Consider the following 23,229-nt stretch of genomic DNA (forward strand, 5'->3'; position numbering starts at 1 on the left):
CTCGCCGACGTGGTCGGACTGCGGCGGCCGCCGGCGGTCAGTCGCCGGTGGTGCGGGCGGCCCTGCGGGCCAGGAGGCGGGCCCGCTGCTCCGGGTCGGTGGCGAGGTCGATCGCGGTCCACGCCATGGCCAGTCCGCCGTCGAGGACGGCCCGGTCGGCGGCGGCCGTCGTGCCGTACCGGGTGAAGTCGGGGTGGTGCATGATCGTGTCGCCGCAGTCGTACCCGATGGAGGGGTGGATCGTCGGCACGAGGTGCGAGACGTTGCCCATGTCGGTGGAGCCGCCGCGCAGACCGGGGTCGTGGGGCAGGACGGTACGGCCCAGGGCCTCGGCGGCGGCCTGGTAGCTGCGTCCCATGGCGAGGTCCTGGCGCAGGTCGGCGTAGTCGTTGCCGACGGTCTCCAGGAGGAGTTCGGCGCCGGTGGCCAGGGCGCCCGCCTCGAAGCAGGCCCGGACGCGGGCCCGGAGCTCCGTGAGCTGCTCGCTGGTGGCGGCGCGGACGTCGTAGGTGGCGGTGGCGCGGTCGGGGATGACGTTCGCGGCGTCCCCGGCCGAGGTGACGACGCCGGAGACGACCGCGTCGGGGACCATCTGCTGGCGGTGGGCGGCGATGGCGACCTGCGCGATCATCATGGCGTCGGCGGCGTTGACGCCCCGGTGGGGCATCGCGGCGGCGTGCGCGGGCACCCCGGTGTAGGCGACCGAGAGGCTGCTGATGGCCAGGCTGGCGAGGCCGACGGCGTCCTGCGGCGCGGCGTGGACCATCATGGCGGCGGCCACGTCGTCGAAGGCTCCGGCGCGGACCATGTCGACCTTGCCGCCGCCCGACTCCTCGGCGGGGGTGCCGAGGAGCGCGACGGTGAGGCCGAGGTCGTCGGCGAGCGGGGCGAGGGCGAGCGCGGCGGCCACGGACGCCGCGCCGTTGACGTTGTGGCCGCAGGCGTGGCCGATCCCCGGGAGCGCGTCGTACTCGGCGCAGATCGCGACGACCAGGTCGCCGGTGCCCGCGGTGGCGCGGAACGCGGTCGGCAGCCCGTACGCCTCGCGGGTGACGTCGAAGCCGGCGCGTTCGACGAGGTCGGTGATGCGCCGGGCGGCCCGGTGCTCCTCGTAGGCGAGTTCCGGGTCGGCGTGCAGGGCGTGGCTGAGTCCGACGACCGTGTCCTGGTGACCGGTCAGGGCGCTGCGGGCGTGCGCGCGGGCGGCGGTGGGCGTCGGGTGCGGGGTCATCGGGCGTCCTCTGAGGGGGTGCGGTGGAGGAGGGAGGCCGCGGCGCCGGCGAGGGAGATCACCAGGCACAGCACCCAGGAGGTGGTGTAGGCGCCGAGGTCGGGCAGGGTGCGGCCGGCCGGGGTGTGGCCGGCGAAGACGGTCAGGATCGCGGCGGCGCCGAGGGAGCCGCCGACGCTGATGAGGAGCTCGTTGATGCCGGAGCCGACGGAGGTGCGGTCGTGCGGTACGGACTCCACGGCGAGGGTGCGCGTGGAGTGCTGGAGGAAGCCGTTCCCGAGCCCGGCCAGGGCCGTGCCGAGGAGGAACAGGGGCGCGGAGGTGTGGGTGGCGAGGGCGATGCCGTACCCGCCGGCCATCAGGAGCGAGCCGGTGACGAGGGTGAGCCGGTCGGTGATGCGAGCGGCGACGGCGGGGGCGGCGAGCGCGCCCGCGGCCATGGCGAGGAGGTTGGGGAGCAGTCCGAGGCCGATGGCGACCGGGCCGTAGCCGAAGCCGTAGCCGGTCTCGGCGGGGCTGGTGCCGAGGAAGACGGAGTGGGCGACCTGGAGGCCGAACATGCAGAAGCTGAACGTGACGGTGACGAGGGAGACCACGACCACCGGGCGGTGGCGGAACATCCGGACGTCGATCATGGGCTCGGCCGTACGGAGCTCCACGCGGACCCACAGGGCGGTGACGAGTACGCCGCCGACCAGGGTGGCGAGGGTGCGAGCGGAGGTCCACTCCCAGCCGGGGGTGCCGCCCAGGCCCAGGGCCAGCATCAGGGCGACGAGTCCGGTCGAGAGCAGCACCGCGCCGGGCCAGTCGACCGAGCCGCCGGGGCGGTCGGCCGACTCGGGCAGCAGGGGCCAGGTGACGACGAGCGCGAGGGTCGCGCCGATGGCGGGCACCCAGAGGGCGGCGGTGGGGCTGTCGACGGACGCGGCGATGAATCCGCTGGTCAGCAGCCCCAGGGTCAGTCCGCCGATCAGCGCGGCGACCATGTGGCTGATGCCGCGGCGACTCTCGGCGTCGCCCCCGTCGGGGCGGTTGCGGAGGATGCCGACGAGCAGCGGGAAGAAGCCGGCGATGGCCCCTTGCAGGATCTGCCCGGCGAGGAGCACGGGGAAGGAGCGGCTGAGGCCGACCAGGACCGAGCCGGCGATGACGATCGCCAGGTTCCAGCGCAGGATCCGGCGGTGGCCGTACAGGTCGCCCATGCGGGCGAGCACGGGGGTGAAGGCGACGCTGGCGAGCAGGTTGGCGATGCTGATCCAGTTCAGGTCCGCCGCCGTGACCTTCAGGGTGTCGGTCAGTCCCTTGAGCAGCGGGGACAGGAATCCCTGGGTGATCCCGCTGGACAGCTCGACGAGGGCGACCGAGGCGACGACCGCTCCGGCGGGGGTGGCGCGTACGGCTCTTCTCCGTGCGGGGGCGGTGCGGGTACCGGCGTCCGTCATACGTACTACCTCTTCGGGAGGGCCGCGGGGGCTCGATGGGGAGGGGGCCGCCCGGCGGGTGGGGGTGCGGGGGCGGAAGATGCACCACAATGTGGCGAGCGAGCGGCACTTCGGGCAAGAGTTGCCCCTGAAGACGGTCGATTGCGGCAGACGGTCGGGGTGCTTCGGAGGATTCCGGCATCAGAGGGACGCGCGAGGCGCCATCGGACACGCCCGTCGCGGCGGGTCGGGCGTCCCCGCGCCCCGTACGAGAGGGAGAGAACCGATGTCCCCCACGCGCGAGCCCGGGTCCGGCGGCGGCGCCGGCCTGGACGCCCTGGACCACGGCATCCTCAAGGTGCTGCACCGCGACCCGCGTGCCCCGTTCGCCGAGGTCGCGACCGCGGTCGGGGCGCACGAGCGGACCGTGGCGCGGCGTCTGGAGCGGATGACCGCCGACGGACGGGTGGCGTTCGTCGCCGCGCTCGTGCCGGAGTACCGGTACGAAGGGGTGACCGCCGAGGTCGCCGTGCGGTGCGCGCCGGGCCGGGTCCACGAGGTGGCGCTGACGCTGGCGGCGCTGGAGGAGACGCGGTCCGTGGAGGTCGCCACCGGGGCGCTCGACGTGTTCGTGGAGCTCCACGCGCCGGACCACGACGCACTGCTCACGCTGGTGGACACGGTGATCGGCCGGCTCGACGGCGTCGTGGACATCCACTCCGCGGTGGTGCTGCGGCTGCTGCTCACGGCCAGCGACTGGGCGCCCTACGACGACGAGCCCACCGACGTGCGCCGGCACGCGGTCGAGGGAACGGCACTGCCGGAGCCGCCGGCCGTCGACGAGCTGGACCGGCGGCTCGTCGAGCTGCTGCGGCGGGACGCCCGGATGTCGACCACGCGGCTCGCCCGCGAGCTGAGCGTGGGCGAGACCACGGCGCGGCGGCGACTGGCCCGTCTGATGGGGTCGCACGTCCTGCATCTGCGGCTGCACGCCGATCCCGCGGTCCTGGGGTATCCGGTGGAGGCCCGGTTCCGGCTGGGCGTGCCGCACAGCGGACTCGCTCCCGCGATCCGGCTGCTCGCGGGCGAGCCGGCCCTCCGCCATCTCGTCGTGACCAGCGGCTCGACCAGCCTCCTCGGCTACTCCAGCCATCGCGACACCCGTGACTTCCGGGAGTTCGCGGACCGGGTCCTCGGGCGGCTGGAGGGTGTGACGTCGACGGAGACGGCCCTGCTGATGCGGACGTACAAGCGGGCGGGTTTCGCGTCGGTGCGGGGGTGATCCCTCCCGGGGCGGCGCCCGAGCCGGGCGGCGGGGCGGCCGGGCCCGTGTCGGGAGGGGGACGACGGCGGGGACCCCGGCGGCCGCCTCTGCTCGGCCGTCGGGGTCCTCGGGGTCCGGTGCGTGCCCCGTGCGGGGCCGGACGCCGGACCGGGGCGGAGCCGCCGCGCGCCGTCCCCACGTGCGCGGCGGCTCCGTCCGGCGGGGGGTCAGGCCGTGGCGGCTCCGGAAGCGGCACGCGGCGTGGTGGCGGGCTCCGCCGCGGCGTCGTCGGCGCCGGCGGCCGGTGCCTTCGCGGGGATGAGGGCGGCGACGACGGCTGCGGCGATGCCCACCCCGCAGCCGATGAGCATGGCGACGCGGAAGCCGCCCTCCGAGGGCAGTGCGTGGCCCCCGAGGGTGGTGGTCATCTGGGCGAGGACGACGCCGATGACGGCGGCCGACACCGAGGTGCCGATGGAGCGCATCAGGGTGTTGAAGCTGTTGGCCGAGGCGGTCTCCTCCTGCGGGACGGCGCCCATGATGAGCGCGGGCATCGCGCCGTAGGCCAGGCCGACGCCCGTGTTGCAGACGAGGGTGACCACGAGCAGGCCCCAGGTGGTGCCCATCAGCGCGAGCGAGGAGCCGTATCCGGCGGCGATGACCAGGGCGCCGACGGAGAGCGTGACCTTGGGGCCGCGGGCGGCGGAGAGCTTGGCGCCGAGCGGGGCGAGGATCATCATCATCAGGCCCGCCGGGGCCATCCACAGGCCCATCGCCATCATCGACTGGCCCAGTCCGTAGCCGGTGGCCTCGGGGAGCTGGAAGAGCTGGGGCACGACCAGGGACTGGGCGTACATCGCGAAGCCGACCAGGACCGAGGCCAGGTTGGTCATCAGGACGACCGGGCGGGCGGTGACCCGCAGGTCCACCAGCGGATCGCGCGTCCGCAGCTCCCACGCGCCCCAGGCGAGCAGGACGACGGCCGCGACGGCGAAGAGGCCGAGGGTGGTGGCGCTGCCCCAGCCCCAGCTCGCGCCCTTGGAGACGGCGAGCAGCAGGGCGACGAGTCCGACGCCGAGGCCGAGCGCGCCGGGGACGTCGAAGCGGCCCGGGGCGGCGGCGCGGCGGCCAGTGGGGGCGACGCGCCAGATGAGGAAGCCGACGACGAGGCTCAGCGCGGCGGCGACCCAGAAGAGCACGCGCCAGCTGGCGTTCTCGGCGACGGCGGCGGAGAAGGGCAGGCCGAGGGCGCCGCCGACGCCCATGGAGGCGCTCATCAGGGCGATCGAGCCACCGAGCCGCTCGGGCGGCAGGATGTCGCGCAACAGGCTGATGCCGAGCGGGACGACCCCCATGCCGAGGCCCTGGAGGCCGCGTCCGACGATCATGGGGACGACCGAGGAGGCCAGCGCGCAGACGACGGAGCCGGCGACCAGCGGGACGACGGAGGCGAGCAGGACCCGGCGTTTGCCGAGCGTGTCGCCGAGCCGCCCGGCGACCGGGGTGGCCACGGCGCCCGCGAGCAGCGTGGCGGTGATCACCCAGGACGCGTTGGACGCGGTGGTGTCGAGCAGCCTGGGGAGGTCGCCGATGAGCGGCACCACCAGCGTCTGCATGAGTGCGGCCACGATGCCCGCGAGCGCGAGGACGCCGACGACGCCTCCGGGTCGGGCGTCGGGCTTGGAGCCGTCCACGAGTTCTCCCTCGGTCTTGCACGGTGCGCCATGGATCGCCATGCGCAGTCTTATGCATGATGCACATTGCTTGCGGAATGCACAACATATGCATGGTGCACACTTGAACGCGACGGGAGAGAATGGAGCCATGGACAAGCCCGTGGACAAGCCCACTCATCTGGTCGAGTTCGAGGCCATGCTGCTCGGCCGGCACGCCCTCCTGTACGCGCCCCGCTCCCGCGCCGGCGGCGGACAACTGGACCGCAGCGCGTACGTCCTGCTGAGCCGCATCCGGATGCACGGGCCGATGTCCATCGGGCAGCTCACCGAAGCCTTCGGCCTCGACGCCTCCACCCTCAACCGGCAGACCGCCGCCATGCTGCGCGCCGGGGTGGTCGAACGCATCCCCGACCCGGAGGGCGGCATCGCCCGCAAGTTCCGCATCACCGAGGACGGCGAACGCCGGCTGGACGCGGACCGGGCCGCGAACGTCGAGGGCCTGGAGCGGGTGATGGAGCACTGGTCACCCGAGGACGTGACGGTATTCGCCGCCTTCCTCGAACGCTTCAACCGCGACATCGAGCGGCTCGAGGGGCGCCCCTGGCCGCGCCCCTGACGGGGGCGAAGCAGCCGTCGGCCGCCCACGCGGTCGACGGCCCGTCAGGCCCTCACGACCTCCCGCCGACCCCGCACCCCACGACCTCCCGCGACCCCGCGCCGCACGGCCGCCCGTCAGGCCCCGCGACCTCCCGCCGACCCCCGCGCCGCACAGCCTCCCGTCAGACCCCGCGCCGCATGGCCGCCCGGCGGTCCGCCGTCGCGAGGGCGGTGTTGAGCAGGGCCACGACGGCGAAGACGACGGCCGCCGACGGCCGGCCCAGCCCCTGGAGGGCGAGGGCCGCCGCACCGAAGACCACGGCCTTGACGGCCAGAACTCCCCCGAGCGGCAGTCGGATCCGGGCCTTGGGGGCGGCGAAGAGCCCCCAGACGACAGCGGCGAGGGCGGGGGCCGAGACGGCGAGCAGCAGCCGGAGGGCCAGGTCGTCCGCACTCCCCCAACCCCACCGGGCCAGCACGGCCAGGGCCGCGAGCTCCAGCAGGAACGCCAGCCCTTCGTTGAACACGTGCAGGGGGCCGGGGAGTCTCATCGGGGACCTTTCGACGGCATCCGGGCGGGCGAACCGGCCCGAGCCTAGAGGGCAGTTGTGACAGGAGTCTTTACCGCGGGGCTCGGCGGCGGTAGCTTCCCGCCGACGCAAAACGTTTCTGAAACTTTCCGACTGTGTTTCCAGCGTTGCCGATCCCCACCTCCCGACCGGCCCGCACGGAACGCTCCCCCGCCTGGAGAATCAGATGACCCGCACCCCCGCGCGGCTGCCCGGACGTCCGGTGGCGGCCCTGGCCGTGGCCGCCGGCCTCCTCGGCCTGCTCGCCGCACCACCCGACGACCCGTCGCCCCGCACCGCCCCGGCCGCGGCCGTCGCCGAGAGCACCGCCACGGTCTTCTACTGGACGAAGACGAAGAACTGGGCCGCGTACAACCTGCACTACGCCCCCGACGGCGGCTCCTGGACCACCGTCCCCGGCGTCGCCATGGAGGCCGCCTGCACGGACTGGGTGAAGAAGACCGTCACCCTCGGCGCGGCCGCCGGACTGCAGGCCACCTTCAACAACGGCACGGGCACCTGGGACAACAACGGAGGCAAGAACTACGCCCTGGGCACCGGGGCCATCACCGTCAAGGACGGGGTCGTCGCCCACTCCGACCCCTGCTCGGGCACCACGCCCGCACCGGGGGCCAAGGCCACGGTGTACTACTCCACCGAGGCTCTCGGCTGGTCCACCGCCAACATCCACTACCAGCCCGCCGGCGGCTCGTGGACGGCCGTCCCCGGGGTCGGCATGCAGGCCGCCTGCACCGGCTGGTGGAAGCGCGAGATCGACCTGGGGACGGCGACGTCCCTCAAGGCCGCCTTCAACAACGGCAACGGCACCTGGGACAACAACGGCGGCGCCGACTACGCCATCGGAACGGGCGTCAGCACCGTGCGGAACAACGCGGTGACGGCGAACGCGGCCGACCCGTGCGCCGCGGCCACGCCCGACACCCAGGCGCCGACCGCCCCCGGGCGTGTCACGGCCGCGGCCGACGGAACCTCGGTCCTGCTCACCTGGGACCCCTCGACCGACGACCGCGGCGTGACGAAGTACCAGGTCACCCGGGTCGGCGGCAGCGGCGGGACGGTCGTGACCGACGTCGGCTCCACGGTGTACTCGGACACCGGCCTCGCCGAACGGACCGCCTACAGCTACACGGTGAAGGCCGTGGACGCGGCCGGCAACGTCTCCGCCGCCTCGGCCGCCGCGACCGCCACCACCGGCGACAGGCCGGCCACCCCGGCCACCGGGAAGCCACTGGGCACCGACCCCCGCAAGGACCCGATCTACTTCGTCCTCACCGCGCGCTTCTACGACGGCGACGCGTCGAACAACCGCGGCGGCAGCCAGCACGTCAAGTCGGGCAACGCGGCCAACGACGACCCCATGTTCCGGGGCGACTTCAAGGGCCTCGTCCAGAAGCTGGACTACGTCAAGGGGCTCGGCTTCTCGGCGATCTGGGTCACCCCCGTGGTCCTCAACCGCTCCGACTACGACTACCACGGTTACCACGGCTACGACTTCTACAAGGTCGACCCGCGCCTGGAGTCGGCCGGCGCCTCCTACCAGGACCTCATCGACGCCGCCCACGCCAAGGGCATGAAGATCTACCAGGACGTCGTCTACAACCACTCCTCGCGCTGGGGCGCCAAGGGCCTGTTCACGCCCACCGTCTACGGCGTCCGGGACAGCCAGTGGAGCTGGTACTACGACGAGAAGCAGCCCGGCTTCGAGTACGACGGCCTGACGGTCGACCCGAAGTCCGGCAAGTCCTACTACAACGGCGACCTGTGGTCGACGGCCGAGCCGACCGGCAACACCTGCCTCAACTGGGGCAAGCCCACCGGCGGCAAGAGCGCCGAGGGGTACACCGTCTACAACTGCCAGTGGCCGAGCCCGACCTCCGGCATGTTCCCGAAGGCGCTGTACCACCAGTGCTGGATCGGCAACTGGGAGGGCGAGGACTCCCGCTCCTGCTGGCTCCACGAGGACCTGGCCGACTTCGACACCGAGAACCCGACCGTCCAGAGCTACCTGATCGGCGCGTACGACAAGTACATCGACATGGGCGTCGACGGCTTCCGCGTCGACACGGCGGTGCACATCCCCCGCACCACCTGGAACCGCCGCTTCCTGCCGGCCATCCAGGAGCGGGTGACCCAGCGTCACGGAGCGGCGGCGGCAGCGAACTTCTTCGTCTTCGGCGAGGTCGCCGCCTTCGTCAACGACAAGTGGAACCGCGGCTCGGTGAACCACTCGGCGCAGTTCTACACCTGGAAGGAGCGCAAGGAGTACGACGCCGACGACACCAAGGCCGCCCTGGAGATGTACGACTACGAGCAGCAGCAGGGCACCGGCAACCAGCCCACCTCCACCAACGCCTTCCTCGACGGGAACAGCTACCACACGCCCGACCACAGCCGCTTCTCCGGCATGAACGTCATCGACATGCGCATGCACATGAACTTCGGCGACGCCTCCAACGCCTTCTTCAACGGCAAGGACTCGGACGACAGTTACAACGACGCCACCTACAACGTCGTCTACGTCGACAGCCACGACTACGGCCCGAACAAGTCGAGCGAGCGGTACACGGGCGGCACCGACGCCTGGGCGGAGAACATGTCCCTGATGTGGACCTTCCGCGGCATCCCCACGCTGTACTACGGCTCCGAGATCGAGTTCCAGAAGGGCAGGAAGATCGACTGCGGGCCGACCTGCCCGCTCGCCACCACCGGCCGGGCCTACTACGGCGACCACATCGCCGGCTCCGTCACCGCGTCCGACTTCTCCCAGGTCTCGTCGGCCTCCGGCGCCGTCGCCACCACGCTCCAGCAGCCCCTGGTGCAGCACGTGCAGCGGCTCAACCAGATCCGTCGCGCCGTCCCCGCCCTCCAGATGGGCCAGTACTCCACCGAGGGCATCTCGGGCGGCATGGCCTACAAGCGGCGCTACACCAGCGGCGCCACGGACAGCTTCGCCCTGGTCACCGTCTCGGGCGGCGCCACCTTCTCCGGCGTACCGAACGGCACCTACACCGACGCCGTCACCGGCGACGTCCGCACCGTCTCCAACGGCACCCTCACGGTCGCCGCGCCCGGCAAGGGCAACCTGCGCGTCTACGTCCTGAACGGCCCCGGCAAGATCGGCACCGCCGGCCCGTACCTGAAGTAGCGCACGCCGTACGGGGCGGGACCCACCCGCCCCGTACCCCCCGTCGCCACCCCGCCCCTCACCCGGGCGCGCGGCTCACCCGGAGCGGGCGAACCGTGCGCGACGGGCGACGGGCACCAGGCCCAGGCCGCGGAACAGCGCGGCGGAGCCCGGGTTGTCGGCGTTCACGTCCAGGAAGACCTCGCCGTCCCCGCGGGCGCGCAGCCGGGTGAGCGCGGCGGCGGCGAGGGCCCGGCCGAGCCCGGTGCGCCGACGGTCCGGTACGCAGCCCACCTGCACGAGGTACCCCTCGGCGCAGGTCACGAAGGCGACGGGGGCGCCGACCGCGTCCCGGGCGAGCAGCGAGCACGCGGGCAGGAAGGTGTCGTCGACCGTCCAGTCGACCCAGTGGTCCAGGGGCGGGTCAGGGAAGCCGGGCCGGTCGGCGAAGGACGCACGGTAGGCGGCGTGGAAGTCCGCCCGGTTGCCGTCCGACCACTCCTCGACGGTCACGTCACCGGGAGGCGCGGCCGGCGGCGGCGAGGTCCGCGCGCCGAGGACGAGGACGTCCTCCGCGAAGACGCGCGCGAAGCCCCGGACGCCCAGGAACCTCTCGCCGTACGGCTTCAGCGACTCGGTCTCCACGCCGAGGGGGCCCGCGTCGCCCGGCCGCGCCGCCGCGAGCCGGTCGAACAGCTCCGCGCCGAGGCCGCGCCGCCGGTGGTCCGGGTCGACGAGGCCGGTGAGCAACGCGCCCTCGGGCGTGGGGCGCCGGGCTCCGCAGGCGACCAGGCGGCCTCCGGAGAAGACGCCCAGCGCGGTGGTCCCGGGTCCGGCGTACCGCCGCCGGAGGAAGTCCGCGGTCGCCGTCGCGGGCAGGCCCCCGTCGTGCGCCGCGCAGCGCAGGGCGAGGCCGACGACCCCGTCCAGATCGCCCTCGGACAGCGCCGTCCCGTCGAACGTCATGCTCGGTCCCTCCCCGGTGCTCGGTCGGGGCGACAGCCTAGGGGGTGGAACGAAACGGGCAGGTGAGGGGATAGGCCCGCCTTCCCGGCGCCGGAAGATCAACAGTGCGTCACGCGAACTGGCTTTTCGGACAGAATGCTTCCCTCCGCAGGGCGAGTCTGGGATCTTGCGTCCACCCCACACATCACAGGGCCCGGCCGGCGCCACCCGCGCCACCGGGTCATCGGAGGACGCATTGTTTTCCCACATATCCAGCCGGCTGAGGGCTTCGGCCATCGCCGTGGCGGCGCTCGGTACGACCGTGGCGCTCGCCGCTCCCGCCGGTCCCGCCCTTGCAGCACCGTCGGACACCGCGCCAGTCGCGGCCCGTTCGGCGGGGGCGGACCGGACCACCACGACCACCACCGTCGCGGCGGCGCCGGCGGCCTGGGCCGCGGGCACCCGCGCGTACCTGGTCATCACCGCGCCCGGCGGCACGTCGGCGGTCAGCGGTGCCGTGACGAGCAACGGCGGTTCGGTCTTCGCGACCTACGACGCGATCGGCGTGATCGTGGCGCACTCGACGTCGGCGTCGTTCGCCGCGTCGATGCGCACGGTCGGCGGCGTCCAGCAGGTCGGCGCGACCCGTACGTCGGACGTTCCCGCCGACGCGTACAACCCGGCCCTGCCGGCCAACCCGGCGCAGTCCGCGACCACGCTCACCGAGTCCAACCGCTGGGACATGACCCAGATCAAGGCCGACCAGGCATGGGCGGTCACGACGGGATCGGCGACGGTGAAGGTCGGCGTCCTGGACACCGGCGTGGACGACCAGCACCAGGACATCGCGCCCAACTTCAACGCGGCGGACTCGGCCTCCTGCGCCTACGGCAAGGCGGACACCCGCACCGGCGCCTGGCGTGACGTCGGCACCCACGGCACGCACGTCGCGGGCACCATCGCGGCCGCGAAGAACGGCAAGGGCGTCATCGGCGTCGCGCCGGGCGTGAAGATCTCCTCGGTCCGCATCGCGGAGCCGACCAGCAGCCTGTTCTTCGCGGAGAACACGATCTGCGGCTTCGTGTGGGCCGGCGACCACGGCTTCAAGGTCACCAACAACAGCTACTACACGGACCCGTGGCAGTTCAACTGCCCGGACAACGTCGACCAGGCCGCCATCATCGAGGGTGTCCGCCGGGCGCAGGTGTACGCCGAGGGCAAGGGCTCGCTCCAGGTGGCCGCCGCGGGCAACTCCAACTACGACCTCGCGAACAAGACGACCGACTCCGAGAGCCCCAACGACTCGACGCCGGTCACCCGCACCATCACCAACGCCTGCATCGACATCCCGACCGAGCTGCCGGGCGTCGTGACCGTCGCCGCGCAGGCCAGCGGTGGCGCGAAGGCGTCGTACTCGAACTTCGGCAACGGCGTCATCGACGTCGCGGCCCCGGGCGGCGACGGGTCCACCCAGGTGTACTCGACCCTGCCGGGCGGCAAGTACGGCAACATGAGCGGCACCTCGATGGCGTCCCCGCACGTCGCCGGTGTCGCGGCGCTGATCGCGAGCAAGAACCCGACGTTCACCCCGGCGCAGATCCGGGACCAGCTGGGCGTCCAGGCGACCGACCGGGCCTGCCCGTCGGACGCCCGGTGCACCGGCACGTCGACGAAGAACGGATTCTTCGGCGAGGGCGCGGTGGACGCGCTGAAGGCCGTCGGCGGCAGCACCCCGCCGCCCGGCGCGTACTTCGAGAACCTCGCGGACGTCACGATCGTGGACAACGCCACGGTCGAGAGCCCGATCACGGTCAGCGGGGTGACGGGCAACGCCCCGGCGACCCTCAAGGTGGGCGTGGACATCAAGCACACCTACATCGGTGACCTCAAGGTCGACCTGGTGGCCCCGGACGGCAGCGTCTACACGCTGCACAACCGGACCGGCAGCGGCACCGACAACATCGCCCAGACGTACACGGTCAACGCTTCGGCCGAGGTCGCGAACGGTGTCTGGAAGCTCCGCGTGAACGACAACGCGAGCCAGGACACGGGCAAGATCGACGCCTGGAACCTCACCTTCTAGGACAGCGCGACCCCCTGACGGGGCCGGAGCCGCCATGGCTCCGGCCCCGTCTCGCGTGCTCCGCGGCATGCGGAGAGGCCCGGTGGAGGGCTCCTCCGGAAGAAAGTCGCTACCGGGGGGTAGGCCCGCACCGCCCCCTTGCTATACGTTCCGTCTAACAAGCTTGCTAGACGCAGCGTCTAACAAGCCCGAGCCGATCGCGCGATCCAAGGAGCCGCACCATGGCAGGCAGCACCGTTCGCCCGGACAGCCAGGACGCCCCCGACGCGGACGTCACCGAGTCGGACGTCGCCGAGCGACTCCTCCGGTCGGCCGCCAAGCTGAGCTACGACCCCGCCGTCGAGGTCGACTGGGACACCCCCCTCGACAAGGACTTCCACGGGCAGAGCCCCGAGTGGAACTCCCTCTACGGCACCGCCTACTGGAACGAGATGAGCGAGGAGCAGCGCAAGGAGCTGACCCGCCAGGAGTCCGCCTCGGTCGCCAGCACCGGCATCTGGTTCGAGATGATCCTCCAGCAGATGATGCTCCGGGACATCTACCTGACGGACCACACCGACCCGCGCTTCCAGTGGGCCCTCACCGAGATCGCCGACGAGTGCCGGCACTCGATCATGTTCGCCCGCGGCTCCCAGAAGCTCGGCGCCCCCGCCTACCGGCCCAAGCGGGCCGTGCTGGAGCTCGGGCGCTTCATGAAGACCGTCGGCTTCGGCGAAGCCGCGTACGCCGGCATCCTGGTCGCCGAGGAGGTCCTCGACGTCATGCAGCGCGACTGGATGCGCGACGAGCGGGTCGTCCCTTTCGTCCGCACCATCAACAACATCCATGTCGTCGAGGAATCCCGGCACATGAAGTTCGCCCGGGACGAGACGCGCCGCCACCTCGCCCGCGCGGGCCGGACGCGCCGCCACTTCCAGGCCCTCGTGGTCGCCATCGCCGCGTACTACATCATCACGAGCCTGGTGAACCCCGAGGTGTACGTGCAGGCCGGGCTCGACCCGGAGCGGGCCCGCCGCGAGGCGGCCGCCAACGAGCACTACAAGGCCAGGCTGCGCGCCAGTTGCTCCGGACTGATGGAGTTCCTGGGCGACGTCGGGATGCTGACCCGGCCCGCGCTCTTCTTCTACCAGCGCGCCCACCTCGTCTGATCCCCTCCGAGCCGAGCAGAGCAGAGCCGACGACATGACCTACGCGATCACCCAGACCTGCTGCAACGACGCGACCTGCGTCGCCGTCTGCCCGGTCAACTGCATCCATCCCGCCCCCGGGGAGCCGGACTTCGGGACCACGGACATGCTGTACATCGACCCGAAGACCTGCATCGACTGCGGCGCCTGCGCCGACGCGTGCCCGGTCGACGCGATCTTCCCGGCGGACCGGCTCACCGGGCGCCTGCGGGAGTACGAGGCCGTCAACGCCGAGTTCTACGAGGGCCGCACACCGCCGCCGGCCGTGGCCTCGCCCACCTTCCACACCTGGGGCGCCCCCTCCTTCCACCGTTCGCTGCCCGCCGACTTCGCCCCGCTGCGCATCGCGGTCGTCGGAACCGGCCCGGCCGGCATGTACGCCGCGGAGGACCTGCTCCTGCACACCAACGCCGAGGTGACGCTGATCGACCGGCTCCCGGTGGCCGGCGGGCTCGTCCGGTACGGCGTGGCACCGGACCACCCGGCCACCCGGGGAGCCGGCGACACCTTCGCCCGCTTCCACTCCCACCCACGGGTCCGCATGCGGCTCGGGCTCACGGTCGGCGAGGACGTCACGGCCGAGGAACTCGCCGCCCACCACGACGCGGTGGTCTACGCGGTGGGCGCACCCGCCGACCGGCGCCTCGCCATCCCCGGCGAGGACCTGCCCGGCAGCGTCTCCGCCACCTCGGTCGTGTCCTGGTACAACGCGCACCCCGAGACCGCCGCCGACGCCGTACCGCTCTCCGCCGAGCGGGTCGTGGTGGTCGGCAACGGGAACGTGGCCCTCGACGTCGCCCGCGTCCTCGTCACGGACCCCGGGACACTCGCCCGGACCGACATCGCCGACCACGCACTCGCCGCGCTCCGCGGTGCCCCGGTCCGCGAGGTGGTGCTGCTCGGCCGCCGGGGCCCCTCGGACGCCGCGTACACGGCCTCGGAGCTGCTCGCCCTGAAGCACCTGCCCGGCGTCGACCTGGTCGTCGACGACCGGGACCCGCGCACCGGCGCCGCCGTCGACGCGGCCGCGGCCGGCGACAAGGCGGCCCTGCTGCGCGACGTGACCCGCGAGGCGGTCGACTGGACGCGGGCACCCGCCGGCGAGCGGCGCAGGATCGTGCTCCGCTTCCACTCGGCGCCGGTCGAGGCACTCGGCACCGACGCCGTGCGTGCGGTCAGGGTGACGGAGGACGGAGCGCCGTCCGGTAAGGAGATCACGGCGGGACTCCTGGTCCGGGCCATCGGCTACCGCGGCGTCCCGCTGGCGGGGCTGCCGTTCGACGAGGCCACCGGCACGGTGCCGCACGAGGGCGGCCGGGTGGCCGGGCGGCCCGGGAGCTATGTCGTCGGCTGGATCAAGCGCGGCCCCTCGGGGGGCATCGGCGCCAACCGGGCGTGTGCGGAGGAGACGGTCGGGACGCTGCTCGCGGACGCCGTCGCCGGTGCGCTCCCGACGCCGTCGGGCACCGCTCAGGACTTCCGCCGGCTGGCCAGGAGCCGCAGCCGCGGTCTCGTCGACGCGCGCGGCCTCGCGGCCATCGACCGGGCCGAGCGGGCCAGGGGCCGGGACGCGGGACGCCCCCGGGTCAAGCTCGCGACGGTGCCGGAGCTCGTCGCGGCGGCGCGCGGCGGACGGTGGCGTCGCCACGGCTGAGCCGGTGAGGGAGAGGGGCGGGCCGGGTCGCGCCGGGCCGCGGGGGATCCGGCCCGGGACGGCGGGCCGGTGCGGAACCGGTACGGGTCAGACGGAGACGGCCAGGGCCTGGCGGACCACGATCGCGTCGAGCCGCACCGCGAAGGGGACGACGTCCGTGAGGTCGAGCGCCAGCGCCTCGGCCTTCGGCCGCTCGACCGTCACGTCCACGCAGAAGGCCAGGGCGTACATGTGGGCCCCGGTCCCCTCGTCCTGGAGGGCGAAGAACAGGTCCCGGTAGAACCGGGTGCGCTCCCCGGACTCCTCGTACACGGAGAGACCGGGCTGTCCCTCCTGCGCGCCGAGCCCCGTGAAGGCCCCGACGAGCTCCCGCTCCACGGTCTCCCAGAAGCCGGCCTCGGCGCACTCCGGCGGCAGCGCCTGGCGGACGGCCTCCTTGAGGGAGAGCACCATGACCAGGACGGGGGCGTACTCCTGGAGCCCCCAGCCCCGGACCATCTTCACGACGGTGGAGTCCGGGACGGCCGCGGCGGCCGCCCGGATCGCCTCGAAGTCGAAGTTGACGGTCGCCGGCGCGATCGCCGCCTGGAACACCCGGTCGATCGACCGGGCCTGGTCGAGGTGGTCCGGTGCCACCTCGACGACGGTCCTGAAACTGGCTGCCAAAGCTCCTCCTGGATGATCGGGACGATCTCGGTGATCAAGGAGGGGTCAGTATGCCGAGGGACGGCGCGCCCCGGCGGGACGCGTCCGCCGTACGGACGGACCTGCCGTCGGCCGGCGCCCGACGGGGAAGGACGTCAGCCGCGGCCGCCGCGGCGCGGCTTCCCGCTCCGCCCGCGCCCCGCCGCGCCGCCGCCCCCGCCGCCGCTCTTGCGGGCGGCCGCGGGCTTGCCGCCGGTGCGGGAGCCGCCGGCGGGCTTCCCGGACCCGGCGGGCTTGGCCGCCTTGCGGTCCTTCGGCTCCTTCCGGCCCTTGAGCGCCTCGGCCCGCCGGCCCCGGGTGCTGTTCACGGTCCGGCCGCGCACGATCCCGATGAACTCCTCCACCAGGTCGGGCGCCTCCTCGGCGGCCGGCCACGAGAGGGCCACCCGCGACTGCGGGACGTCGAGCAGCGTCCGGTACGTCAGGTCCTTGCGGTGGTGGAGCCGGGCGAGCGACTGGGGCACGGCGAGCACGCCGACCCCCGCCGCGACGAGCTCGACCGCGTCGGCGGTCGTCGCCGGGCGCTCGTTCGCCGGGCGGCCCGGGGGCCGCTCCCAGCCGAGCGTGTCGTCGAGGGGGTGCAGGACGAGCTCGTCGGCGAGGTCCTCCACCGCGATCTCCTCGACCGCCGCGAAGGCGTGGTCCTTGGGGACCACGACGACGGTCGTCTCCGTGTACAGGGGAATGGCGCTGAGGTCGTCGCCGTCGACGGGGAGCCGGACGAGGCCCGCGTCGGCGGCACCCTCCCGGAGCGCCCCGAACGCCTCGGCCGGGGTCAGGGAGAGCAGGGCCAGCGGGACGTCGGGCAGGCGCTCGTGCCAGATGTTCACCCACTTCGAGGGGGTCACTCCCGGCACGAACGCGAGCCGGAAGGAGGGGGAGAGCGAGTGGGGATCCGCGGGGGAAACGTCCGAGCCTGTCACCCCGCCAGGCTACCGGTAGCGGACGTGGTCGGAGGTCGCCCGCATGCTCGATACCCTTGACACCATGACGTCGCACCAGAACGCCCAGACGATGAAGCCCGCGACCGCGGCGAAGAAGCTGGGTGTGTACCTCGAAGCCACCCCCGCCGAGTTCCAGGAGGGTGTCGTCTCGCGCGCCGAGCTGACCCAGCTCCAGGCCGACCCGCCGGCCTGGCTCCGTGAGCTGCGGGAGAAGGGTCCCCACCCCCGCCCGGTCGTCGCCAACAAGCTCGGCGTCTCCATCGCCGGCCTCGCCCGCGGCGGGATCACCGAGCCCCTCACCTCCGAGCAGATCGAGGCGATCAAGCAGGAGCTGCCCGAGTGGCTCACCAAGGAGCGCGCCACCCAGTCGGAGGTCCGCAAGGAGACCGTCCGCATCAAGGAGCGCGACGCGGAGCGGGCACGCCGCGACAAGAACGCCTGACCCCCACGCCACGCCGGTCCGGACCGAGGAGGTCCGGACCGGCGTGGCGCGTGTCCGGGTGAGGGAGTCATTCCCGCATGAGTGACACGAGCAGCACGAACACCCCGTCCGGGCCGCCGGTCGTCGTCGGCGTGGACGGGTCCGAGCACAGCCTGCGCGCCCTGGAGTGGGCCCTGAGCGCCGCCGAGAGCCTGGGCGCTCCCCTGGTCGTGGCCCACGTGCGGTCCGACGCCCTCCAGCTCGGCGCGGCCCGCATCGCCTCCCTGGGCACGGAGGCGACGGACGCGGAACTGCCCGACACCGTCCTCCGGGCCGTGCGCACGGTCGTCGAGGAGCGCGGGCACACCGTGCCGGTGCGGTACGCGTCCCTGGAGGGCACCGTCACCGACGCCCTGCCGGCGGCCGCAAGCGGCGCCCGTCTGCTGGTGTCCGGCTCCCGGGGCCGCGGCGGCTTCGCCAGCCTCCTCCTCGGCTCGACGAGCCGCACCCTCGCGATGAGCGCGCCCTGCCCGCTCGTCGTCGTCCCCCACGAGGCACGCGCCACCGCCCTGGAGAGCGGGGCGGCCGCCGGCCGGGTCCTCCTCGGGCTCCAGCCGGAGGAGACCCCGGACGAGGTCGTCACGTTCGCCTTCGAGGCGGCGCACCACCGCGGTGTCCCGCTGGAGGCCGTCACCGCCTTCCGGCTGCCTCCGCAGCCCGGCGCGCTCCTCGCGGCACCCTCGCCGGCCCTCCAGATCCCGCCGCCCCTGCCCCCGGCGGACGACGGCACGGAGCTCCTGCGGGAGGCCGAGCGGGAGCAGCGGGAGCGGCTGCGCCCCTTCGCCGACCGCAGGCCCGAGGTCGACCTCGTGGCGCGCGTGGTGCCGGGCGACGCCGCCGGGCGGCTCGTCGAGGGCTCCCTCAAGGCGGGGCTGCTCGTCGTCGGCCGCCACCACCGGCACCACATCGGCTCGCTGCTGATCGGTTCCGTCTCCCACGCGGTGCTGCACCACGCCCACTGCCCCGTGGCGGTGGTGCCGGCCGCGCCCCGGGCCGCCGGGGGCTGACGGGGGCCCGGGGCGCCGGAGCGTGTCGTGGGTGCCTGGTACACAGGGGGCATGACGACCGAAGACCACGGTGCCACCGCCCACCGCAACGTCCAGCCGCCCGCCGCCCAGGCTTCGCTCGGCGCGGGGGTGGTGGTGCTCGACGGGGCCGGCCGGGTCCTCCTGGGGCTGCACCGCTCCGGGGTGTGGGAGCTGCCCGGCGGCAAGGTGGAGCCGGGCGAGTCCGTGGAGGCCGCCGCGGTGCGGGAGCTGGCCGAGGAGACGACGCTGCTGGCGGACCCCGCCGACGTGGAGGTCCTCGGGCTGATCCTGGACTCGGTGACCTCCGCGGAGCTGACCCGTATGACCGTGGCCACGCTGGTGCGCGGCTTCCGCGGGGTCCCGGCGGTGGCCGAGCCCGACCGGATCGAGCGCTGGGAGTGGACGGACCCGGACCGCCTGCCGGAGGCGCTGTTCGTGCCCTCCGCGCAGGTGCTGGGGATGTGGCGGCCCGGCCTGAAGGTGCCGGACGGGCCCTTCCACCGGTACGCGATGGGCCGGCTGCCGTACTGACGCCGGCGGCTCGGGCCGGCAGGGTACGGGCGACCCGGAGGCCGACGTCGTCGAGGCGGAGGCCGGGGTGGCCGCCGTCGACCTCGGGGTCGTGGAGGGCCCCGCACCACCCGTGATCGCAGCAGGTCCGGCGGGGTCACCGCGCGTCACCGAGCGAGGTGCGGCGGCCCTGGTTAGCGTGGCTCTCAGGAAGCACGTCGTCCATCGGAAGCGAGAGTCACCGTCATGGCCGCACGACCTGAAGGAACGCCGGTCTGGACCGACGCGATGTTCACCGACGTCGAGGGCGCCAAGACCTTCTACGGTGACGTCCTCGGCTGGACCTTCGGCGAGTCCTCCTCGGAATTCGGCAACTACACGCAGGCGTACAAGGACGGGAAGGCGGTCGCGGCCGTCGTGCCGCCCATGCCGGGCCAGGACGGGGAGCCGCAGTCGGCCTGGTGTCTGTACTTCGCCTCGCCCGACGTCGCCGCCACGGCGGAGAGGATCCGGGCGGCGGGCGGCACGGTGCTGATGGAGCCGATGCAGGTGGGCTCCTTCGGGTCGATGTGCATCGCCCGGGACCCGGCGGGCGTGGTCTTCGGGATCTGGCAGGCGGGCGACCACGAGGGCTTCGAACTGGAGGGGGAGACCGGCTCGTACGCCTGGGCCGAGGTCTTCACCCGGGAGCCCGCGAAGTCCGACGACTTCTTCACGTCGGTCTTCGGATACGGCTCGAAGAAGATGATGGACGACGCCGTCGACTACCGGGTCTTCGACCTGGGCGGCGAGCAGCCCGTCCTCGGCCGGATGACGATGACGCCGGAGGACTTCCCGCCGGAGATCCCCTCCTACGTCCAGCTGTACTTCGCCGTCGACAACTGCGACCTGGCCGTGGAGAGGGCCGAACGGCTCGGCGGCCGCAAGGTCTTCGGCCCGATGGACAGCCCCTTCGGCAGGTTCGCGGCGATCCTGGACCCGCAGGGCGCCGCCTTCGCGGTGATCGACCTGAGGACCACCGTCGGCGAGATGCCCGAGATGAAGTGAGCGGCGGGACGGACCGCCCCGGGCCCGACGGGTCCGGGGCGGTCCGTCGTGCGGGTCAGGCGGTGTCGCGGACGGCGACGATGCCGTTGAAGACGCCGACGTAGGCGGTGCCGTCGGGGCCGATGGTGATCGGCGCCCAGTTGTTGTCGTAGGCGAGGCCGGTGCCGGTGAAGCGCTTGAAGGCGCGCCGTCCGGTGCGGAAGTCGACGGCGGTGAGGTACCAGGCGTCGATGCCGAAGGCGTGCGGTTCCTTCTCGTAGAAGTAGAGCAGCCCGTTGGCGGTGGAGAGCTTCGGGACGGTGGAGGGCGAGCGGACGTCGCTCTCCCAGACGGTGTCGCAGCCGCTGCCGTCGGCGCGGACGTCGATCCGGGCGGCGCCGCCGACGACGCTCCGGCCGAGCACGAGGCTACCGGGGTTCTCGTAGCCGTAGTTGTTCTCGACGACGAGGCTGTTGCCCCAGCTGATCAGGGAGTTGTCGGTCGTCGACGCTCCGGCGCGGAAGACCGGCACCGCGCAGACGAGCCGCTCCGCGGCGGGCACGTCGGCGCCCCGCCGGTAGACCAGCACGTTCATGCGGTCGTCGGCGTTGTCCGTGATGGCGACGTACTGGTCGCGGTCGCCGAACAGGTCGGGGGTGGTGCCGGAGCCCTGGTTCACCGAGCCGGGCTTGGTCCCGGTCCCCCGGTCGTACGTCGCGCGCCACCGCACCCGCGGGGTGCCGTCGGCGTCGGCGGCGAAGCCGTACAGGGCGTGGTCGGTGACGACGGAGACACCGTCGCGGGCGACGGAGAAGGAGTTCTGGATCTCCTCCCCGGCGAGCCGGACGGAGCGCAGGGCGCCCGTCGCGGGGTCGACGGTGCCGACCCGGCCGAGCCGGGTGACCCACCAGATCCGGCCGTCCCAGTCGGGCATGACGGAGGTGACCGGGTCGCAGACGCCGCCGGGGAAGAGGTCGGTCCAGGAGACGCAGTCGTGCGGGACGAGGGAGGTGAGGTCCCAGTCGTCCTCGACGGAGAACTCCCAGGCGCCGTCGGCCCTCTGCCGGTGGGCGATGCGCAGGACGTGCCGGCGGGAGTCGGCGAGGACGACCCGGTCCCGGTCGTCGAGGTAGAAGTAGGCGCCGCCGGAGGTGTCCTTGAAGATCTTCTCGAAGTCGAGGCGGGTGAGGGCCTCGACGGTCGAGGAGCGCTGCGGCAGCTTGTACTCGGCGAGGGTGTCCAGGGTGCGCGGGTCGAGCAGCTTCAGCAGGAAGCCGCTGAAGGTGCCGCACACGGTGACGAGCCGGCCGCCGGCGTCGAACGTGACGGTGGCGCACTCGCCGCCCACCGGGGCGATCCGCTCGCTCACGACCTCGGGTGCGCGGCCCAGCGGCCCGGAGTACGGGTGGGTGCCGCTGCCGGCGCCGTCGGCGTGCATGCCGCTGCGGCCGTTGGGGGCGAGGTGGGGGTGCTGGGCGGGCGCCCGGCCGGGCACGGGCCGCGCGGTCGCGGGGGCGCCCTCGTAGGGGGCGACGAGGCGGTGGCCCAGGCCGAGGGGTATCTCGTCGGCCTGGGCGACGGGGGCCGCGCCGGTGAGGAGGAACGCGCTCAGCGCGACGAAGGTCGCGACCGCGCGTGCTCGTCCTCGGGGCGGGTGGGTGGTCACGGCGGCTCCTCGGGTCCTGACGTGTGTCGCGCCGGCGACCGAGGCTAGGGCCAGGTGTGTGAGATGTACATGGAACCGCCCCGCGTTTCAGGGGCGGTTCACGATCGTGCCCGGCGTCACGGCCGGAGGCTGGAGACCACGTCGGCGGTGGCCGCGACGCCGTCGTGGATGGTGGGCGCCATGCTGGTGCCGGCCAGGAAGAAGCCGAGCAGGGCGCAGACCAGCGCGTGGGTGAACTTCAGCCCTCCGCTGCGCAGGAAGATCGCCGCCAGCACGAACAGCAGCACCAGGACTGAAATGGAAACGGCCATGGCCTTCACGTCCCTCCGTCGCCGCACCGGAATTGCGGCGTTCGGCGGACAGTGTGGCGGAATGCGCGGTCCGTCCGGTCGTATGGCGGGGCCGCCATACGGGTGAGATGCGGACGGGGTTCAGCCGCGCAGGGTCTCGGCGATGGTCGGCCGGCGCACGGCGTCCAGCTCGGGATCGGCGAGCAGGGCCGCGATGAGCTCCGCGTTCCCGAAGACCTCCGTGGCGCTGAGGTCCCAGTCGGTGAGGACGAGCCAGCTTCCGTCGGCGGCCCACCAGGTGGCGGGAAAGTGGTGGTCGGGCAGGGCGTCGCGGTGGGCGAGGGCGTCGCCGAGCCGACCGCGCCGAGCGGCGAGTTCGACACCGGGCGGGTTCGACACGGGGGCCTGGGCCGCCCCGCACGGCGCGTCCGGCCCCCGCGGGGTGTGCGCGGCCAGGTGGGCGACCAGCCGCTCCAGGCACGCGCGGTCCGGCTCCGCCGGGTCGGGCCCGTCGAGGTCCTCGGCGCCCGGTACACCGTCGAAGACCAGGTACGAGAGCGTGCCGGGCCAGTCGGCCAGCCGCCGGCCCGCCCGGGCCAGCACCTGGTCCCAGCGGAGCCGGACGGGGCCGTCGTGGACGGTGTGGAGGAGCCAGCAGTGGTCCTCGTGGCCGCCGTCGGGCTCCAGGCCGCAGGGGGCGTCGGTCAGGGCGGCACGCAGCCCGTCCAGGGGGTCGTCCTCGGCGGCGGGCGTCCACGGGGTGCTCACGGGCCCTCCTCGGCGGGCAGGCAGTCCTTGCGCTCCACC

Annotated in this window: 20 protein-coding genes; 10 read left to right on the forward strand and 10 right to left on the reverse strand. The window is 73.4% G+C overall.

The genetic code is table 11. From position 1 onward, the window contains the following. Positions 1-37: 37 nt before the first annotated feature. Positions 38-1,231, reverse strand: coding sequence for an amidohydrolase (locus AB0424_RS26310; protein ID WP_366309011.1), 1,194 nt, complete (start codon positions 1,229-1,231; stop codon positions 38-40). Beyond that, positions 1,228-2,673: an MFS transporter gene (locus AB0424_RS26315; protein ID WP_366309012.1), complete on the reverse strand. Its 1,446-nt coding sequence runs from the start codon at positions 2,671-2,673 to the stop codon at positions 1,228-1,230. The genes AB0424_RS26310 and AB0424_RS26315 overlap by 4 nt, the downstream gene beginning before the upstream one ends. Before the next feature lie 265 nt (positions 2,674-2,938). Between AB0424_RS26315 and AB0424_RS26320 the strand changes: the two genes are divergently transcribed. Continuing rightward, entirely contained in the window at positions 2,939-3,934 is a 996-nt protein-coding gene (locus AB0424_RS26320; protein WP_366309013.1) for an Lrp/AsnC family transcriptional regulator, read from the forward strand. Positions 3,935-4,143: 209 nt separating this feature from the next. Here the strand turns inward: AB0424_RS26320 and AB0424_RS26325 are convergent, their stop codons facing one another. Beyond that, a complete protein-coding gene (locus tag AB0424_RS26325; RefSeq protein WP_366309075.1) occupies positions 4,144-5,610 on the reverse strand; it encodes an MFS transporter in 1,467 nt (488 codons plus the stop codon). Between the two features lie 130 nt (positions 5,611-5,740). Between AB0424_RS26325 and AB0424_RS26330 the strand changes: the two genes are divergently transcribed. Continuing rightward, positions 5,741-6,208 carry a MarR family transcriptional regulator gene (locus AB0424_RS26330; RefSeq protein WP_366309014.1) on the forward strand — a complete coding sequence of 156 codons (468 nt, stop codon included), beginning with the start codon at positions 5,741-5,743 and terminating at the stop codon, positions 6,206-6,208. Positions 6,209-6,371: 163 nt separating this feature from the next. On the opposite strand, the gene AB0424_RS26335 is transcribed toward AB0424_RS26330, so the two are convergent. After that, positions 6,372-6,740, reverse strand: coding sequence for a YrdB family protein (locus AB0424_RS26335; RefSeq protein ID WP_366309015.1), 369 nt, complete (start codon positions 6,738-6,740; stop codon positions 6,372-6,374). A gap of 205 nt (positions 6,741-6,945) precedes the next feature. Between AB0424_RS26335 and AB0424_RS26340 the strand changes: the two genes are divergently transcribed. Next, positions 6,946-9,924, forward strand: coding sequence for a carbohydrate binding domain-containing protein (locus AB0424_RS26340; RefSeq protein ID WP_366309016.1), 2,979 nt, complete (start codon positions 6,946-6,948; stop codon positions 9,922-9,924). A 75-nt stretch (positions 9,925-9,999) separates the two neighbouring features. Here AB0424_RS26340 and AB0424_RS26345 read toward each other — a convergent pair whose 3' ends face one another. Then, positions 10,000-10,869, reverse strand: a complete 870-nt coding sequence (locus AB0424_RS26345) for a GNAT family N-acetyltransferase (protein ID WP_366309017.1) — start codon at positions 10,867-10,869, stop codon at positions 10,000-10,002. A 235-nt stretch (positions 10,870-11,104) separates the two neighbouring features. On the opposite strand from AB0424_RS26345, the gene AB0424_RS26350 reads away from it, so the two are divergent. The 3 genes from AB0424_RS26350 (at position 11,105) to AB0424_RS26360 (ending at position 15,772) form a co-directional block, all read left to right on the forward strand. Continuing rightward, positions 11,105-12,931: a S8 family serine peptidase gene (locus AB0424_RS26350; protein WP_366309018.1), complete on the forward strand. Its 1,827-nt coding sequence runs from the start codon at positions 11,105-11,107 to the stop codon at positions 12,929-12,931. Between the two features lie 221 nt (positions 12,932-13,152). Continuing rightward, positions 13,153-14,079: a diiron oxygenase gene (locus AB0424_RS26355; protein ID WP_366309019.1), complete on the forward strand. Its 927-nt coding sequence runs from the start codon at positions 13,153-13,155 to the stop codon at positions 14,077-14,079. Positions 14,080-14,113: 34 nt separating this feature from the next. Next, positions 14,114-15,772, forward strand: coding sequence for an FAD-dependent oxidoreductase (locus AB0424_RS26360; RefSeq protein WP_366309020.1), 1,659 nt, complete (start codon positions 14,114-14,116; stop codon positions 15,770-15,772). Between the two features lie 87 nt (positions 15,773-15,859). Here AB0424_RS26360 and AB0424_RS26365 read toward each other — a convergent pair whose 3' ends face one another. Both AB0424_RS26365 and AB0424_RS26370 read right to left on the reverse strand, forming a co-directional pair. Beyond that, positions 15,860-16,438 carry a Type-2Aa cytolytic delta-endotoxin gene (locus tag AB0424_RS26365; RefSeq protein WP_366309021.1) on the reverse strand — a complete coding sequence of 193 codons (579 nt, stop codon included), beginning with the start codon at positions 16,436-16,438 and terminating at the stop codon, positions 15,860-15,862. Between the two features lie 134 nt (positions 16,439-16,572). Then, a complete protein-coding gene (locus AB0424_RS26370) occupies positions 16,573-17,400 on the reverse strand; it encodes a LysR family substrate-binding domain-containing protein (protein ID WP_366309022.1) in 828 nt (275 codons plus the stop codon). Positions 17,401-17,464: 64 nt separating this feature from the next. Here AB0424_RS26370 and AB0424_RS26375 point away from each other — a divergent pair, with 64 nt between their 5' ends. From AB0424_RS26375 to AB0424_RS26390, 4 genes are all read left to right on the forward strand, one after another. Beyond that, positions 17,465-17,863 carry a DUF5997 family protein gene (locus AB0424_RS26375; protein WP_366309023.1) on the forward strand — a complete coding sequence of 133 codons (399 nt, stop codon included), beginning with the start codon at positions 17,465-17,467 and terminating at the stop codon, positions 17,861-17,863. Between the two features lie 77 nt (positions 17,864-17,940). Next, the gene (locus AB0424_RS26380; RefSeq protein ID WP_366309024.1) at positions 17,941-18,909 is read left to right on the forward strand and encodes a universal stress protein; all 969 of its coding nucleotides are present in this window, start codon (positions 17,941-17,943) and stop codon (positions 18,907-18,909) included. A 51-nt stretch (positions 18,910-18,960) separates the two neighbouring features. Continuing rightward, on the forward strand, positions 18,961-19,461 hold the full coding sequence (locus tag AB0424_RS26385) for an NUDIX hydrolase (protein ID WP_366309025.1): 501 nt from the start codon (positions 18,961-18,963) through the stop codon (positions 19,459-19,461). 225 nt (positions 19,462-19,686) lie between these two features. Then, the gene (locus AB0424_RS26390) at positions 19,687-20,487 is read left to right on the forward strand and encodes a VOC family protein (protein ID WP_366309026.1); all 801 of its coding nucleotides are present in this window, start codon (positions 19,687-19,689) and stop codon (positions 20,485-20,487) included. 55 nt (positions 20,488-20,542) lie between these two features. Here the strand turns inward: AB0424_RS26390 and AB0424_RS26395 are convergent, their stop codons facing one another. From AB0424_RS26395 to AB0424_RS26405, 3 genes are all read right to left on the reverse strand, one after another. Then, a complete protein-coding gene (locus AB0424_RS26395; protein ID WP_366309027.1) occupies positions 20,543-22,132 on the reverse strand; it encodes a hypothetical protein in 1,590 nt (529 codons plus the stop codon). A 116-nt stretch (positions 22,133-22,248) separates the two neighbouring features. Continuing rightward, positions 22,249-22,443, reverse strand: a complete 195-nt coding sequence (locus tag AB0424_RS26400; RefSeq protein WP_366309028.1) for a hypothetical protein — start codon at positions 22,441-22,443, stop codon at positions 22,249-22,251. A 120-nt stretch (positions 22,444-22,563) separates the two neighbouring features. Continuing rightward, positions 22,564-23,190 carry a hypothetical protein gene (locus AB0424_RS26405; RefSeq protein WP_366309029.1) on the reverse strand — a complete coding sequence of 209 codons (627 nt, stop codon included), beginning with the start codon at positions 23,188-23,190 and terminating at the stop codon, positions 22,564-22,566. Between the last annotated feature and the right edge of the window lie 39 nt (positions 23,191-23,229).

This window comes from Streptomyces sp. NPDC051180 (assembly GCF_040689545.1).
GTDB lineage: Bacteria > Actinomycetota > Actinomycetes > Streptomycetales > Streptomycetaceae > Streptomyces.